Source organism: Rhizobium mayense (assembly GCF_030272705.1).
In the GTDB taxonomy this organism is placed as follows: domain Bacteria; phylum Pseudomonadota; class Alphaproteobacteria; order Rhizobiales; family Rhizobiaceae; genus Rhizobium; species Rhizobium mayense.
In genome coordinates, this window is sequence record NZ_JARFYM010000007.1 from 21,320 (window position 1) to 34,585 (window position 13,266).

Genomic DNA, 13,266 nt, shown 5'->3' on the forward strand with positions numbered 1-13,266 from the left:
GTTGTAAATGAGCGATGCCGCACGACTCGCAAAGATGAGATTCGCGGGGAAGGCCGCTGGTGCGCCGTACCCAAAATTCAGTCTCACCGGCATACATCGTGACGAGATCAGGGGAGAGCTGGCCAACGCAGCGGCAGAGTCTGCGTTCGCAGCTGCTGTCACGTATGTTGAAGCAATGGCCGGGATAAAGGCTGGGACGATCGCTTGGTCGGTCGTTCGCCTTTATTACACCTGCTACTACTGTTTGAAAGCGCTGGCCGTTCGGAATGGAGCGGTGCCTTTCAACTCTGGGAAGGAGGAGATGATCTATAACGCGATAGAAAACGCATTTTTAAAGGGCGGATCATCTAGCCACCACTGGAATTGGAGTGCGATGAGGAGGGTTCCTGCTCTAAAGTCGCTGTGGTTCTATTCCGAGGATTCCGAGAACGCCTACGCTGAGCTTAGATCTCACAGGGAGGACGTGAATTATCGACACGCTTTTCCAGATCCTGAATTCCACAACTGCCTAGCGTCTCATACAAGCGAGCTCGACAAACGGATCCGCGAATACCGCGACGACGCCGCTTTCTTCTACACCTATCTTGCCGACCACCTTGCGCTCGCATACCCCACGAAAATGATCTTCCATTTGGAGCAGGAAATGCTCTCCAGCGGGTTTTCACTCGATTGCGATAAGAAAGCCCACCTTAAGGGCATGTGGAAGATGAAGGACCGCTGCCCGTTTGCCGGATAGTCATCTGGTACCTTCTGAACATCGACCGTTCATTGAGACTTATTTAGATCTCGCGTAAATAGTTGAAACGCGAGACTCAGGCTCCAAGCCGAGAGGAACCAATGGTGGCGTGGGTTTTGATTGACCATCCGGTTGTGGATTGGATCTATGCGGCCTTCGCCACCCCACTTCGCTCTATCCGCACGGTACCGTGCGCCATGACGTCCGACGCGACGGCAAGAATCCGCTCTCGTTCTCCTGTCATCATTGAAAGCGCGCCTTCATACTGATCTCGAAGGATTTGCATTGCTTCGTCTTCCAAAGCTTGCGGCAAAGGACGATCTCCTACGTCCTTGGCAGCGGCGATGAAGATCGGCGTGCTTCCCAGCCCATAGGACCCAACAAGCTTCCGCGCCAATGCGGTAGCGAATTCGATATCGCTGCCAATTGTTCCACCCGATCCCAGGGACCTGTCGCCGAAGACTGCCTGCTCTGCGGCCATGCCAGAGAGACTGATGGCTATCCGACTGAGCAGTGACTTCTCCGTTGGAACGTGATCAGGGACCAAGTCGTAGATCGTGCGTCCACCGAAAGACCCGTCCTCCTCCGGATCGAACCTTCGTCTTATCTCGATGGTAGCGCTCATCGAATGCTTGACAGCTAGTGATGCGACAGCATGGCCGACCTCATGGACGGCGAACCGCAACTGCTGCTCGGCCGTATATTCAAGTGTTTCGGGAAGCTGTGCCGCCAGGTCGTGCAGCGTGAGCTCACGATCTTCCTTTCTTGCCGCGCGGCAGGCGTCTCTAACTAGACGCTCGATATCCGCCCCCGATCTCCCGTGCAGTTTGTCGGCAACATCCATCAAGGACTCGACTGAAAGCGTGTCGCCTGTGTGATAGCGCAGGATTTCGGCACGCGTGACTGTATCCGGAAGCGGGAGAGCGAAGTGATTGTCAATTCTTCCGGCACGCAGGATCGCAGGGTCTACCCATTGAGGATAGTTCGTAGCGGCGACCAAAATGACGCCATCTCCAAGATTTGACACCAGCGCCAGAAAGTCATCGATCACCACTTGCCAATACTGGTCCCCATGATGACCTGACGGTCGGGTCAGTCGCGTTCCAATAGCGTCGAACTCGTCGATGAAGAAGACGGCCCCCCTTCCATCTTTGACGCTGTTGAACGTCTTTCGCATCGCTGACAGCATGTCATCCAATGCCCCTGCCGATTGCCACTCGCCAATTGTCGCGGAAACCAGCCTCATTCCAAGAGCCGTCGCAAGGGCGGCTGCAAAGAGCGTCTTCCCCGTACCGGGTGGTCCCGAGATCAAAACACCGGAGCGGGCAAGCTTCCAGTCCAGTGCCTTTCTTCGCCAGCGCTCAACATCTATGGCCAAATCCTTTGCCCATGGCTTGACCTCCGCGTAACCCGGTAGATCAAAGAGATTAGGCCCTGACGCTTCTATCCGATCGATGTCATCAAGTTCTCGAATCCTAGACTCCGCCGTGATCGGCTTGAGTACGGCTGCGAGGATCACGTTGTGTGGGTGCCGTGCCAGTGATGTAGCGAACTCTTCGGAGAAAGGCGTCTTCTTCCACAAACGTCTGGCAGCGTTGATGTGCCCTGGCGTGGGCGGCTCAACCTGCAGCACGGCGGTAGCCGCGAAACGAACATCTCGTGGAACCTCCGCGATATCCTGCGCGATTAGGATGTCGAGGCCCTTCAAGTTATAGATCGAAATCGGCTTGTGCGGCGTGCCTTTAATCCTTGGCGGGTTCGCGAGCCTTACGCGGATTTCCCTGCTGACCCAGCCTTCGGTCCAGCTTCCGTCGTCGCGCTTGACGTTCATAATGTCGAATGCGGCAGTTTCGTAGTCGGCTGTGTTGTAACCGCGTGGAACGACAAAGACTAGAAATCCGCGGAAGCCGAAACGCAAAGGTCCGGCCGACTTCGCTGCGCGCAACAGGGCACAGCTCGCAAGGAATACGCCGGGTTCCTTCGAAACCGTTTTGAAGCGGGCCTTACTGTCAGCGAACTTCATGTCAATGCCCCTTGATGTTCGATCTAACCAGTCGGTACCAACGGTTCATCGATCGGCAGACGCCCAGTTCTTCATCCATCCAGAAAAGCTGGCTGGTCACGATTTCCTTGTCGTCCTCGAGCCGTGGATGCCCGCTCACGACACCAGACAGCGCATAGCAATACCCTCGGATGATCTTGGCGTGCTCCAGCAGTGGAGCGGCAGCGAGAGCCGAAGCGTCAAACTCACAGCGATTTGCTTTCCGAATGTCCTCCAGCAGCCGCTCTGTGGCCGCGTTGTCTATCCATTGAAATTTGCTCAATCGGGTCCCCTCAATAAAATTGATTCGTTCGCAAATCATGACGACCTACTAATGTGCCTTGTCGAAGCACTTTTAGGCATTCCCAATGCCTTTTTGTGCCGCGTAACGGTACGTGTCAACTATTATTTGCGTGGTGAAGAATTTGATGACACTCAATCCTTATGAGACCGCCACCTCTACCGCCGTCGCGCCTTCTCGCAGCAGCGCGTTTTCTCCTTGGTCAGACCCAAGCCGAGGTGGGTACGGATTCCGGCCTGAGCACGAAGACCATCTTCAAAGCAGAGAATGGCAGGGCTGGATTCGGCAGCATTCAAACGCTGCTCGGCCACTACGCTGAGAGGGGGGTGGAGTTCCTACCCCCAGAGGGAAGCTCGGGTTGGGGGCTCAGGGTCGCATCCATCACCAAGAGCTATCAGGACGAATACAAAGCCCGGCCGACTGAACCGACTACCGGAACTGGCGACGCGCAATAACCTGCGCCGAGGGTCAGCGAGGCGTCCCAGGTTGTTATCCCAGTGAGCAAGCTAAAGCCGGCTCGACCTTTGGTCGAGTATTGACGGGCTACGCCCGACATCTTCATTTATTCGATTGAATGCAAGTCAGTCCTCGACCTGCTATTTGGATAAGCGCTCGTCCTGCCTTGCATTCAAATAAAGCGGAATGCTGGCTCAGCCAGCATGCTTTTTTGTTCTTTCCCTTCAATCCAGCCTGCCATGACAGCGACTGATGTCAACGGCCCTAAAGGACCGTTCCCCCCTAAAGGGGTGACATCCGTCGCCTTACATGGCCTGCTTGACGTATCGGGACGGGGAACATCAGTTCCGCCTACGGCGGGTTCGATCCCCTCCGGGGGATCGAACAGGGAACTTGCTTCAGAACAGCAAATCGGCCAATCTGGTATCAGTAAAGTCCGGTAAGAAATGTCTCACTCTTAAATGAGCATCAGATTCCTAATCTGAGGGTCACGCGTTCGAATCGCGTCGGGATCACCATTGATCGCTATACCTTTTTGAAAAGTGTTCAGTCCCCCTGGGAGTGCCAGGTTCGCCTAAAGATCGGCAGAGGGATTGGCGTTCGCTCGCGGACGTTGTAGGGCTTCGCTGAGACTGAGAGCTTGCCGGGCTGCCGGAAATGGAAATGGGACTGACGCAATGAACAAGGCACCTCCTCCACATGAAATGGCCGTGGCCGCATCCGTCCCGTCGGAGCAAGAGAAGAACGTCATCATCGCGGGCGTGCTCCTTTCCATGCTTCTCGCCGCGCTCGATCAGACGATCGTTGCCCCGGCTATGCCGACGATCGGCAGGGCGCTGGGGCACGCAGATTACCTGCCTTGGATCGTAACCGGATATCTCCTGACCGCGACCGCCATCGCACCACTTTACGGCAAGATATCGGATGTCCATGGACGGCGTCCGACCATCTTTGCCGCCATCATCATCTTCCTCGTGGGGTCACTGATCAGCGCACTGGCGCCCAACATGCTGGTGCTGATCATCGGGCGGGCGGTGCAGGGCCTGGGTGGTGGCGGTCTATTCGCGCTCTCGCAAACGGTCATCGGTGATTTGGTGCCACCGCGTGAACGCGCGCGCTATGCCGCCTGGATTTCCGGGACATGGGCGGTCGCAAGCATCGCCGGGCCGCTCTTGGGCGGCACTTTCGCTCAGCATCTCCACTGGTCGCTGATCTTCTGGATCAACATCCCGCTCGGGCTGGCAGCGCTGGCGATCATCAACAATCCGCTTAAAAAGTTGCCCGTTACTGCCCGCGCGCACCGCATCGACGCCGCCGGTGCGGCGCTTCTCATAGCCGCGACCGCGCTGTTGCTGCTAGCTCTCAATTGGGGCGGCAGCCGTTATTCATGGCTGTCCCCGACCATACTGGGACTGTTGGCTTCTTCGGCGGCCCTCTGGGCCGTGTTTGGCTTACGGCTGCGACATACGACCGAGCCCCTGATCTCGCTTGAAGTTCTCGGCAATCCCGTCGTGCGGTACGGGACGCTGGCAATGTTCACGGTGCAGGCCGCCAATGTGGGCCTGTCGGTCTATCTTCCTGTCTATATGCAATCGATCCACGGCCTTTCCGCCAGCAGCTCGGGCATCGCCATGCTTGGCCTGCTCCTGGGCACGGTGCTTGGGGCGTCGATCAGCGGGCGGACGATCCCCCGCGTTCCCCACTACAAGATGATTGCTGTTGCCGGAGCCCTGTTCAGCTTGATTTGCCTTGCCGCGCTAGCGTTCTTGGCCGGGCGCGCATCACTGTTTGTGATTGAGCTTCTGACGGTCGGCGCGGGCTTCGGCACAGGCACGACATTTCCAGTCGCCACGGTTTCCGTCCAGAATGCGGTCGATCAGGCCCACCTTGGCGTGGCGACGGGAGTGTTGACCTTCCTGCGCTCGCTTGGCGGAGCGCTCGGCGTTGCCGTCCTCGGCGCCATCGCGCTCAGCAACGGACTGCCGCTCGGTGGTGAGGGCTCGGAGGCGCTTAGTGCCGCAACGACGCTGGTGGCACCCTTTGCCTACATCTTCCTTACCTGCACCGCCGCAATGGCACTGTCGCTCATCATATTCCACCTCATGCCGGAAAAGCCGCTGCGGGGTCGCATCGAACGTGACATGCCGGTCGCTGTCGAATGAGTGGCGACGGCGGCTGACCCACCGACATTCACGCACCGACTTCATCTGCAATATTGCCTGTTAGACCCTGATAGGGAGTCGCTCTTGGTTGAAGAAGTAAAGCCGATATCCGCCACGCATCCATCACCAGCGACGCGTGCGGACTCCAGCACATCAATCACATCCGAGCCGGACCGGGCTTGGGTGGCGAAACGACAAGAGATCATCTCCGCGAACCTCCGCCATGTAAGAGAAGATGCACATCTTGCTGTCCCGCCAAAGCCAGATGACCCGGAAACAAGCGATGACGACCAAATGTCAAACCGACATCCGGATCACCACCGCGATACATCGGACAGTGAGACGGCGGCTCATCCCGAGGAACGTCTCTCTGGCGAAAGCGAACGGATAGGAAGCGGAAATTGGGACGATGACGTACCGTTTGGCGAGCACGTAGGTTTCCTCTAGGGCGCCAGAGGCCGGTGGCGGCTAGGAAGGCGCGCCGCTTGCATCAAGCAGGCGAACTGCGTCGTCAGAGCTTTCCAAAGAGGATTGTCAGCCAAATGGCCTTGCAGACGATATGAAGGACCTGATCAAACGCTAACTTCGTTATGCCCCTGACCTTCAGTTCATCGATGACGGTATGGGCTAGCCATTCCGCCAGGCCGAGCCAGACGTTACCGGTCACCAGCGCAACGGCCGCGCCGTGAATGCCGGCATGGGCGACAAGATGGTAGAACCGCAAAGGTCCCTTGACCTTTGCGGTAGCAAGGAATTCACCTTGCAGCGGGTAGTCGCAAACCCAATGCGCGCCGAGCAACATCAGCGCCATCATCAAAATCGGTTCCATGCCGAGCCTATCCTAAAAGCTTGAATCAGCTTCCGCCTTCCGGGTCTTTCGTGGGCACTCGATTGATAGGTGCTACTGTAGCCCTTTATTTGCGTGCCTGCATGAGTACTGCCGCCTTCGATGGCATATCCTTCGGTTCACAAATACTTCGTGGGCTATTTCCGCCGGCAGTTGTTCGCAGATAGCGTCAGCCACTGCCCATATGAAGTCTAATTGCCTTTCGGTCATATCCCGACGAGCCACAGTTCCGTCTATCCCCAAGTACCATTAAGTAACGAATGCGACAGATGCTCTTCTTGACCTTAGGGAAGAAGGAATAAATCGCGCACAGTGCGTACCAGTGATTGAATATAACACTGTTATGTGCCTCATTGCTGCTAATGCTTAAACCCTAAGCAGATCTGCCAGATCACTCGCTAATCGGAGGATTGCAAATGTCGAGAGTACCAGGCAGAGCTAGATTAAATAGTCCTTTTTTTGCCGGAGCCACGAGGCCAACGCCACCGGCAAAACATTCGCAGGCCCATCCAGGTGTTAGCCCCCTTCACCCCGTAAGCCATCGCAATACAAGCTTTCAACCACTTCCACGTCCCCTTGGCCTAGTTCCTTATCATTATGATATCGCTGACCATTTCCCGGAAATTCAACAGGAATGCACAAAGGCGGGTCGCCTTATCTTTCATGTGGTAGGAGATAGTGGCGGGGTTCAGGACGGCGAGTTCCAAAACAATGTCGCAGCCTTGATGATCCGTGACCTCGCCAGCCCTGCCGATGAAAGACCACATTTTTGCTATCACGCCGGCGATCTCGTATATTTTACCGGCGCAAGGGATGACTATTATGCTCAATTCTACGAACCATATGCCCACTACGACATACCGATATTCTCCATTCCTGGAAATCATGACGGCGAAGTGGACGACCCCAGTACCGGAGCGTCACTGAACGGCTGGGTAAACTATTTCATGCAAGCCCAGCCAGACGTGGACCCGATTTCCAAGGATTGTCCACGGGTGCAAATGAACCTTCCAAACGTCTATTGGACCTTGATAACGCCCTTTGCGACGATCATCGGACTGTATACGAACGTACCTGAGGGCGGCTCGATTGACTCAGTTCAACAACAATGGGTCACTCACGAATTCGCGACGGCTCCGCAAGACCGCGCTCTCATTCTTGCCCTGCATCATCCAATATATTCATTCGACGACTACCACAGCGGCAGCTCGAAAATGGCTGACGTGCTTGAAAATGCTATACGAGACACCGGCCGCGTGCCGAACCTAATTCTTTCCGGTCACGTTCACGATTATCAGCGAATTGAGCAAAAAATCTCCGATGACGGGCCGACCCCTTTCATCGTCTGCGGCAACGGAGGCTATCACAATCTCCATTCCGTCCACTCCAATGTGGGCGATGTTGCGCCGGATACGGGCGCCGTTCTTCAATATGCTGCCGATAGGAAATGGGGATTCCTGACGCTAATTATCGACAAGGATAAAATCGTCGGACGAACCACAGAAGTCGACCGGCACGATCAAGTCGCCACCGGGGATAGTTTCAGTTATCCCACTGCACCGGTGGTGCTGCCAAATCCAAAATCTGTTCCGACATTGTAGAAGCATAAGACGTTCGAGTGGCCGGCACCGTCGCCAGTGCCGGCCACTCCCACCATGAGCGAAAGGGCAAGTATAACGGCTTCACCCGACCTCGATCATATTCCGCACTAGCCTCACCCCCGGCACGGCCTCGGCCACCGCGGTCGCGCGTTCGACCTCTTGCGGTGTCGCGACCGTCCCATGGAGCCGGATTTCCTGGCCTGCGGCGATGACCGTGACGTCCGAGGCGTCGAGGCCGCCGGCGACGGCGAGAGCATTTGCAACGGCGGATTCCAGCGCCGAGCGCCTGGCATTTTCGCTTTCTATCTTGGGTTCGACACCATGAAACGTTGCCGCTTTGAAAACCATCGCCCCAGCTCCCGCAGTGCTGCAGAACGGGGGAAACGCGGCATCTGCATTTTGGTTCATAAGATACCTATAAATTACTGTTAAAATCAGTAATTTCACGCGTGATGGACGGAGGGCAGAGGCTCACCGACATACCTGCGGACTTGCCGCCTTTCGCGATCCCCTGTAGAGCCATGGGCGACGACAGCAAGATGCGGATACTTGGAAATGACAACCGGGAGCAAAGCGCCGCGCCGCCTGACGATATTGGGTTCGACCGGCTCGATTGGCCAAAACACGCTTGATGTCATCGCCCAGCTGGGTGGACGCGAAGCGTTCGATATCGCGGCAATCACCGGACACGACAATATCGATCTCCTGGCAAGCCAGGCGAAGGCCTGTGGCGCAGCACTTGCCGTTACCGCCAATGAAGACCGCTATCAGGCGCTCAAGGGAGCGCTTGCCGGCACGGGCATTGCCGTAGCAGCCGGCAGGAACGCTCTGATCGAAGCCGCCTCCATCCCTTCCGACTGGGTGATGGCGGCGATCGTCGGCACGGCGGGCCTTGCGCCGACGCTGGAGGCTGCGCACCGGGGCGCCGATATCGCGCTCGCCAACAAGGAATGCCTGGTTTCCGCCGGCGAACTCTTCGTTCGTGCCGTCAGTGAAGGCGGCGGGCGATTGATTCCGGTAGACAGCGAACACAGCGCGATTTTCCAGGCGCTGGAAGACGACCAGCAGCATGCGGTGGAACGCATCATCCTGACGGCTTCGGGCGGTCCCTTCCGCACATGGACGCGCGAAGAGATGGCCAATGTCACGGCGGCAACCGCACGCGCCCATCCGAACTGGTCCATGGGCCTGAAGATTTCCATCGGTAGCGCATCGATGTTCAACAAGGCGCTGGAAATGATCGAGGCCAAACATCTGTTCAATGTCGGTCCGGATCAGATCGAGGTTGTCGTCCATCCGCAATCCGTCGTCCATTCGATGGTCGGCTATACCGACGGCTCGGTGCTGGCGCAGCTCGGCTGTCCGGACATGCGCACGGCCATCGGCTATGCGCTGACCTATCCGTCCCGGACAAGACTCAATGTCGACCGGCTGGATTTCGCAAAACTGGCTCGGCTGGATTTCGAAGCGCCGGACGAGGTTCGTTTTCCCGCGCTGCGTCTTGCCCGCACCGCGCTGGAACGCGGCGGGCTCCAGGGCGCCGTCATGAATGCCGCCGAAGAGATTGCCTTTCAAGCCTTCGTGGACGAACGCATCGGTTTCCTGGAAATGGCCGATATTGCTGAAGCGGTCATGGACGAGATGATCGGTGTCGGCAGCGCCGAAACGATGGATGCGGTCTTTGCCGCCGATGATGAAGCCCGCAGCCGCGCCGCCGTGTTTGTAAAGCAAAGGGAAAAGGCCGCCTAAGCGCCCACGAAAGGGTGCAAAGCCGGCACGCAAATGACTGCTCTACCGGCAGATCTGCGAATTCATTTCGTTACCGAGTGACCTTCAAGATATCCGGTAGGCCATCACCAACGTCGCATTCTAGATAAGGCATTCCATGGCACTTCATCTCGAAACTCCGCTCCTCGAATCCCGTCCCCTAAGCCAAGCGTCGGAGCGATCCATCTGGTTGAAGATGGATGCGCTTCAGCCGCCTGGCTCCTTCAAGATCCGCGGTATAGGGGCGGCCTGCGAGTATCACGCCAGGAGCGGAAAGCGGCGTTTCATATCCTCCTCCGGAGGCAATGCTGGCATTGCGGTGGCCTATGCCGGACGCCGTCTCTCGATCCCGGTATCGGTCTTCGTTCCGGGAACGACGTCCGAACGGGCAAAATCGCTGATCCGCCAGGAGGGCGCCGAGGTCTTCGTCCATGGTGCGTCCTGGCAAGAGGCCAACGAGCGCGCGCTCGAAGCCGTCGATGCGGAAACCGCATTCATACACCCGTTTGATGATCCGCTTCTGTGGGCAGGGCATGCTACGATCATCGACGAGGTCGTCAACGCGGCTGTCCCGTTTGACGCGATCGTGCTTTCAGTTGGCGGCGGCGGGCTTCTATCGGGCGTCGCGGAAGGCCTGGCCCGCAACGGACTGCAGGGAACTCCGATCATTGCCGCCGAAACCGAGGGCGCGGCGTCACTGGCAGCCTCCGTGAAGGCTGGCAAGATCATCGAACTGCCCGCCATTACCAGCATTGCAACATCGCTTGGCGCTCGAAAGGTCTGCCAGCGCGCCTTCGAGATCACGCAGACGCTTCCCGTTGATTGCGTCGTCGTCGACGATCGAGCAGCCGTCGACGCATGTACCCGCTTCCTCGACGATCATCGCGTGGTCGTGGAGCCTGCCTGCGGTGCAGCTTTGGCCGTCGCCTATACCAATGCCGATCGATTGGCACGCTATGAACGAATCCTGATCGTTGTTTGTGGCGGGGCGACGGCTTCGCTCGCTCAGTTGCAAGCCTGGCAAGCGTCCTGATCATCGCCCAAAATTCGAGAAAATCAGGGCGCGGAAACCACGTTTCCGCGCCCTGACTAATGAATGAAAATGTAAGAGCTGCCTTAAGCCACCGCGCGGGCCAGCGCGCAGCGCGACCAGAGCGCATGCAGTGCGCCGACGAGATGCTCGATATCGGCGTCGGAATGCAGCGGCGTCGGGGTGATGCGCAGGCGCTCGGTCTTCTTCGGCACGGTCGGATAGTTGATCGGCTGAACATAGACGCCGCAATCGAGCAGCAGATCCGAGATCCACTTGCACTTGGCGGCGTCGCCCACCATGACCGGCACGACATGGCTCGGGTTCGGCATATGCGGAATGCCTGAGGCGTCGAGCTGGGCGCGCAGCCTGCGGACGCGATCCTGATGGCGGGCGCGTTCGAACTGGCTGACCTTCAGATGCTGGATGGAGGCAACAGCACCCGCGGCCAATGCCGGCGGCAGCGATGTCGTGAAGATGAAGCCCGATGCAAAGGACCGGATAAAATCGCAAAGTGCTGCCGAGGCGGCGATATAGCCGCCCATGACGCCGAAGGCCTTGCCGAGCGTGCCTTCGATGACGGTCAGCCGTTCCATTAGCCCTTCGCGCTCGGCAATGCCACCACCGCGCGGGCCGTACATGCCGACGGCATGCACTTCATCGAGATAGGTCATGGCGCCATATTTGTCGGCGAGATCGCAGATTTCCTTGATCGGGGCGATGTCGCCATCCATCGAATAGACGCTCTCGAAAGCGATGAGCTTCGGCGCCTTCGGATCGGCGGCCTTGAGCTTGGCTTCGAGATCATGCAAGTCGTTGTGCTTCCAGATGACCTTGTCGCACTTGGCGTAGCGTATGCCTTCGATCATCGACGCATGGTTCAGCGCGTCGGAAAAGATGATCAGGCCGGGGATCTTCGCGCCGAGCGTGCCGAGCGTCGCCCAGTTGGAGATATAGCCGGAGGTGAAGATCAGCGCCGCTTCCTTGCGGTGCAGATCGGCAAGCTCCTGCTCGAGCAGAACATGGTAATGAGTGGTGCCAGAAATATTCCGGGTGCCTCCCGCACCCGCGCCACAGTGATCGATGGCCTCTTTCATGGCTTCGATCACCTTGGGGTGCTGGCCCATGCCGAGATAGTCATTCGAGCACCAGACCGTTACGTCCTTGGAGCCTTCGGGCGTATGCCACGTCGCACGCGGAAAGTTGCCGCGCTGACGCTCCAAATCGGCGAACACGCGGTAGCGGCCTTCCTTGTGTAGACCGTCCAGCTCACCTTTGAAAAATGCTTCGAAATCCATCATCTGCTCCAGAACCATGCGACCGGTTTTCATGTTTGCCGGTCTGCACGTCAACCCCTCCGCATCGCTTTCGCACCCGCTGCGGCAAATGGCCCATAATTTTGAACTATTCCAGACAAGAAATGTCAATCACCGAGATTTGACAATCGAGCCCGTGTCCAGAACGCACGAAACCGGAAGAGCGGCAGGCCCGCCCTTCCGGCCTTTCTGTAAGCGATTTATGCTGCGGCCACGGCACGCTTCGCCATGACTTTTATCAAATTGGCGCGGTATTCGGCCGTGGCATGCAGGTCGGACATCAGCGTCGACGAATCGACGGCTGCATTAGCAAGCGCATCCGGCGACCAGTTCGCGGCCAGCGCCTGCTCCATCCCGGCATGACGGAACACGCCATCCGCACCCGCGCCGGTGACGGCCACCCGGGCACCACTCGCTCCCTTGGTGACGAAAACGCCGGTCATAGCGTAGCGCGAGGCAGGATTGGGGAATTTGGCGTAACCAGCCTTTTCCGGCGCCTCGAAGGTGATGGCGGTGATCAACTCACCCTCTTCCAGCGCCGTTTCGAACAGACCGGTGAAGAAATCATCGGCCGCGATCTGACGCTTGTCGGTGACGATTGTGGCGCCCAGGCCCAGCATGGCCGAAGGATAGTCCGCCGCCGGGTCGTTGTTGGCGACCGAGCCGCCGATCGTGCCCATATGGCGGACATGCGGATCGCCGATCATGCCGGCAAGATCGCAGAGCGCCGGACAGACGGCGCGGATCGCCGCCGAGGAGGCGACCTCCGCATGCGTCGTCGCAGCCCCGATCGTCACTCTACGGCCGTCGACACGGATGCCCTTAAGCGTCGGGATATGCCGGAGATCGACGAGATCGCTCGGCGAGGCCAGACGCTGCTTCATGGTGGCGATCAGCGTCATGCCGCCGGCGACATATTTGCCTTCCGGCGCGTCCGACAGAAGCTTGACGGCTTCGTCGACCGAGGAGGCGCGATGATAGTTGGTAGCGTACATGGTTTTCTCCTCCT

11 protein-coding genes are annotated in these 13,266 nt (G+C 58.0%); 5 read left to right on the forward strand and 6 right to left on the reverse strand.

The genetic code is table 11. The features are described 5' to 3' along the window. Positions 1–7: 7 nt before the first annotated feature. Entirely contained in the window at positions 8–736 is a 729-nt protein-coding gene (locus tag PY649_RS11210) for a hypothetical protein (RefSeq protein WP_285868439.1), read from the forward strand. Between the two features lie 145 nt (positions 737–881). Here PY649_RS11210 and PY649_RS11215 read toward each other — a convergent pair whose 3' ends face one another. Together PY649_RS11215 and PY649_RS11220 are read right to left on the reverse strand one after the other, a co-directional pair. Further along, positions 882–2,759 carry an AAA family ATPase gene (locus PY649_RS11215; RefSeq protein WP_285868440.1) on the reverse strand — a complete coding sequence of 626 codons (1,878 nt, stop codon included), beginning with the start codon at positions 2,757–2,759 and terminating at the stop codon, positions 882–884. 1 nt (position 2,760) lies between these two features. Beyond that, positions 2,761–3,060 carry a DUF6634 family protein gene (locus tag PY649_RS11220; RefSeq protein ID WP_285868441.1) on the reverse strand — a complete coding sequence of 100 codons (300 nt, stop codon included), beginning with the start codon at positions 3,058–3,060 and terminating at the stop codon, positions 2,761–2,763. 1,151 nt (positions 3,061–4,211) lie between these two features. On the opposite strand from PY649_RS11220, the gene PY649_RS11225 reads away from it, so the two are divergent. Then, positions 4,212–5,696 (forward strand): MDR family MFS transporter, encoded by a 1,485-nt coding sequence (locus PY649_RS11225; protein WP_285868442.1) that lies wholly within the window; start codon positions 4,212–4,214, stop codon positions 5,694–5,696. Between the two features lie 511 nt (positions 5,697–6,207). Here PY649_RS11225 and PY649_RS11230 read toward each other — a convergent pair. Then, on the reverse strand, positions 6,208–6,525 hold the full coding sequence (locus PY649_RS11230) for a DUF3307 domain-containing protein (RefSeq protein WP_285868443.1): 318 nt from the start codon (positions 6,523–6,525) through the stop codon (positions 6,208–6,210). A 434-nt stretch (positions 6,526–6,959) separates the two neighbouring features. On the opposite strand from PY649_RS11230, the gene PY649_RS11235 reads away from it, so the two are divergent. Beyond that, positions 6,960–8,144 (forward strand): metallophosphoesterase family protein, encoded by a 1,185-nt coding sequence (locus PY649_RS11235; protein ID WP_285868444.1) that lies wholly within the window; start codon positions 6,960–6,962, stop codon positions 8,142–8,144. 81 nt (positions 8,145–8,225) lie between these two features. On the opposite strand, the gene PY649_RS11240 is transcribed toward PY649_RS11235, so the two are convergent. Further along, positions 8,226–8,492, reverse strand: coding sequence for a BON domain-containing protein (locus tag PY649_RS11240; protein ID WP_285868445.1), 267 nt, complete (start codon positions 8,490–8,492; stop codon positions 8,226–8,228). A 207-nt stretch (positions 8,493–8,699) separates the two neighbouring features. Between PY649_RS11240 and dxr the strand changes: the two genes are divergently transcribed. Continuing rightward, positions 8,700–9,893, forward strand: coding sequence for a 1-deoxy-D-xylulose-5-phosphate reductoisomerase (dxr, locus tag PY649_RS11245; RefSeq protein WP_285868447.1), 1,194 nt, complete (start codon positions 8,700–8,702; stop codon positions 9,891–9,893). Between the two features lie 136 nt (positions 9,894–10,029). Continuing rightward, positions 10,030–10,944, forward strand: coding sequence for a pyridoxal-phosphate dependent enzyme (locus tag PY649_RS11250; RefSeq protein ID WP_285868448.1), 915 nt, complete (start codon positions 10,030–10,032; stop codon positions 10,942–10,944). A gap of 83 nt (positions 10,945–11,027) precedes the next feature. On the opposite strand, the gene hemA is transcribed toward PY649_RS11250, so the two are convergent. Next, positions 11,028–12,239 (reverse strand): 5-aminolevulinate synthase, encoded by a 1,212-nt coding sequence (gene hemA, locus PY649_RS11255; RefSeq protein ID WP_285868672.1) that lies wholly within the window; start codon positions 12,237–12,239, stop codon positions 11,028–11,030. Between the two features lie 218 nt (positions 12,240–12,457). Continuing rightward, positions 12,458–13,252, reverse strand: coding sequence for an FAD binding domain-containing protein (locus tag PY649_RS11260; protein ID WP_285868450.1), 795 nt, complete (start codon positions 13,250–13,252; stop codon positions 12,458–12,460). Positions 13,253–13,266 lie beyond the last annotated feature (14 nt).

Bases quoted from the DNA above. Each gene is read 5' to 3' on its own strand.
- PY649_RS11225 (WP_285868442.1), top strand. From the start codon at position 4,212: ATGAACAAGGCACCTCCTCCACATGAAATGGCCGTGGCCGCATCCGTC.
- PY649_RS11210 (WP_285868439.1), top strand. From the start codon at position 8: ATGAGCGATGCCGCACGACTCGCAAAGATGAGATTCGCGGGGAAGGCC.
- PY649_RS11215 (WP_285868440.1), bottom strand. From the start codon at position 2,759: ATGAAGTTCGCTGACAGTAAGGCCCGCTTCAAAACGGTTTCGAAGGAA.
- dxr (WP_285868447.1), top strand. From the start codon at position 8,700: ATGACAACCGGGAGCAAAGCGCCGCGCCGCCTGACGATATTGGGTTCG.
- PY649_RS11230 (WP_285868443.1), bottom strand. From the start codon at position 6,525: ATGGAACCGATTTTGATGATGGCGCTGATGTTGCTCGGCGCGCATTGG.
- PY649_RS11240 (WP_285868445.1), bottom strand. From the start codon at position 8,492: ATGGTTTTCAAAGCGGCAACGTTTCATGGTGTCGAACCCAAGATAGAA.
- hemA (WP_285868672.1), bottom strand. From the start codon at position 12,239: ATGGATTTCGAAGCATTTTTCAAAGGTGAGCTGGACGGTCTACACAAG.
- PY649_RS11260 (WP_285868450.1), bottom strand. From the start codon at position 13,252: ATGTACGCTACCAACTATCATCGCGCCTCCTCGGTCGACGAAGCCGTC.
- PY649_RS11235 (WP_285868444.1), top strand. From the start codon at position 6,960: ATGTCGAGAGTACCAGGCAGAGCTAGATTAAATAGTCCTTTTTTTGCC.
- PY649_RS11250 (WP_285868448.1), top strand. From the start codon at position 10,030: ATGGCACTTCATCTCGAAACTCCGCTCCTCGAATCCCGTCCCCTAAGC.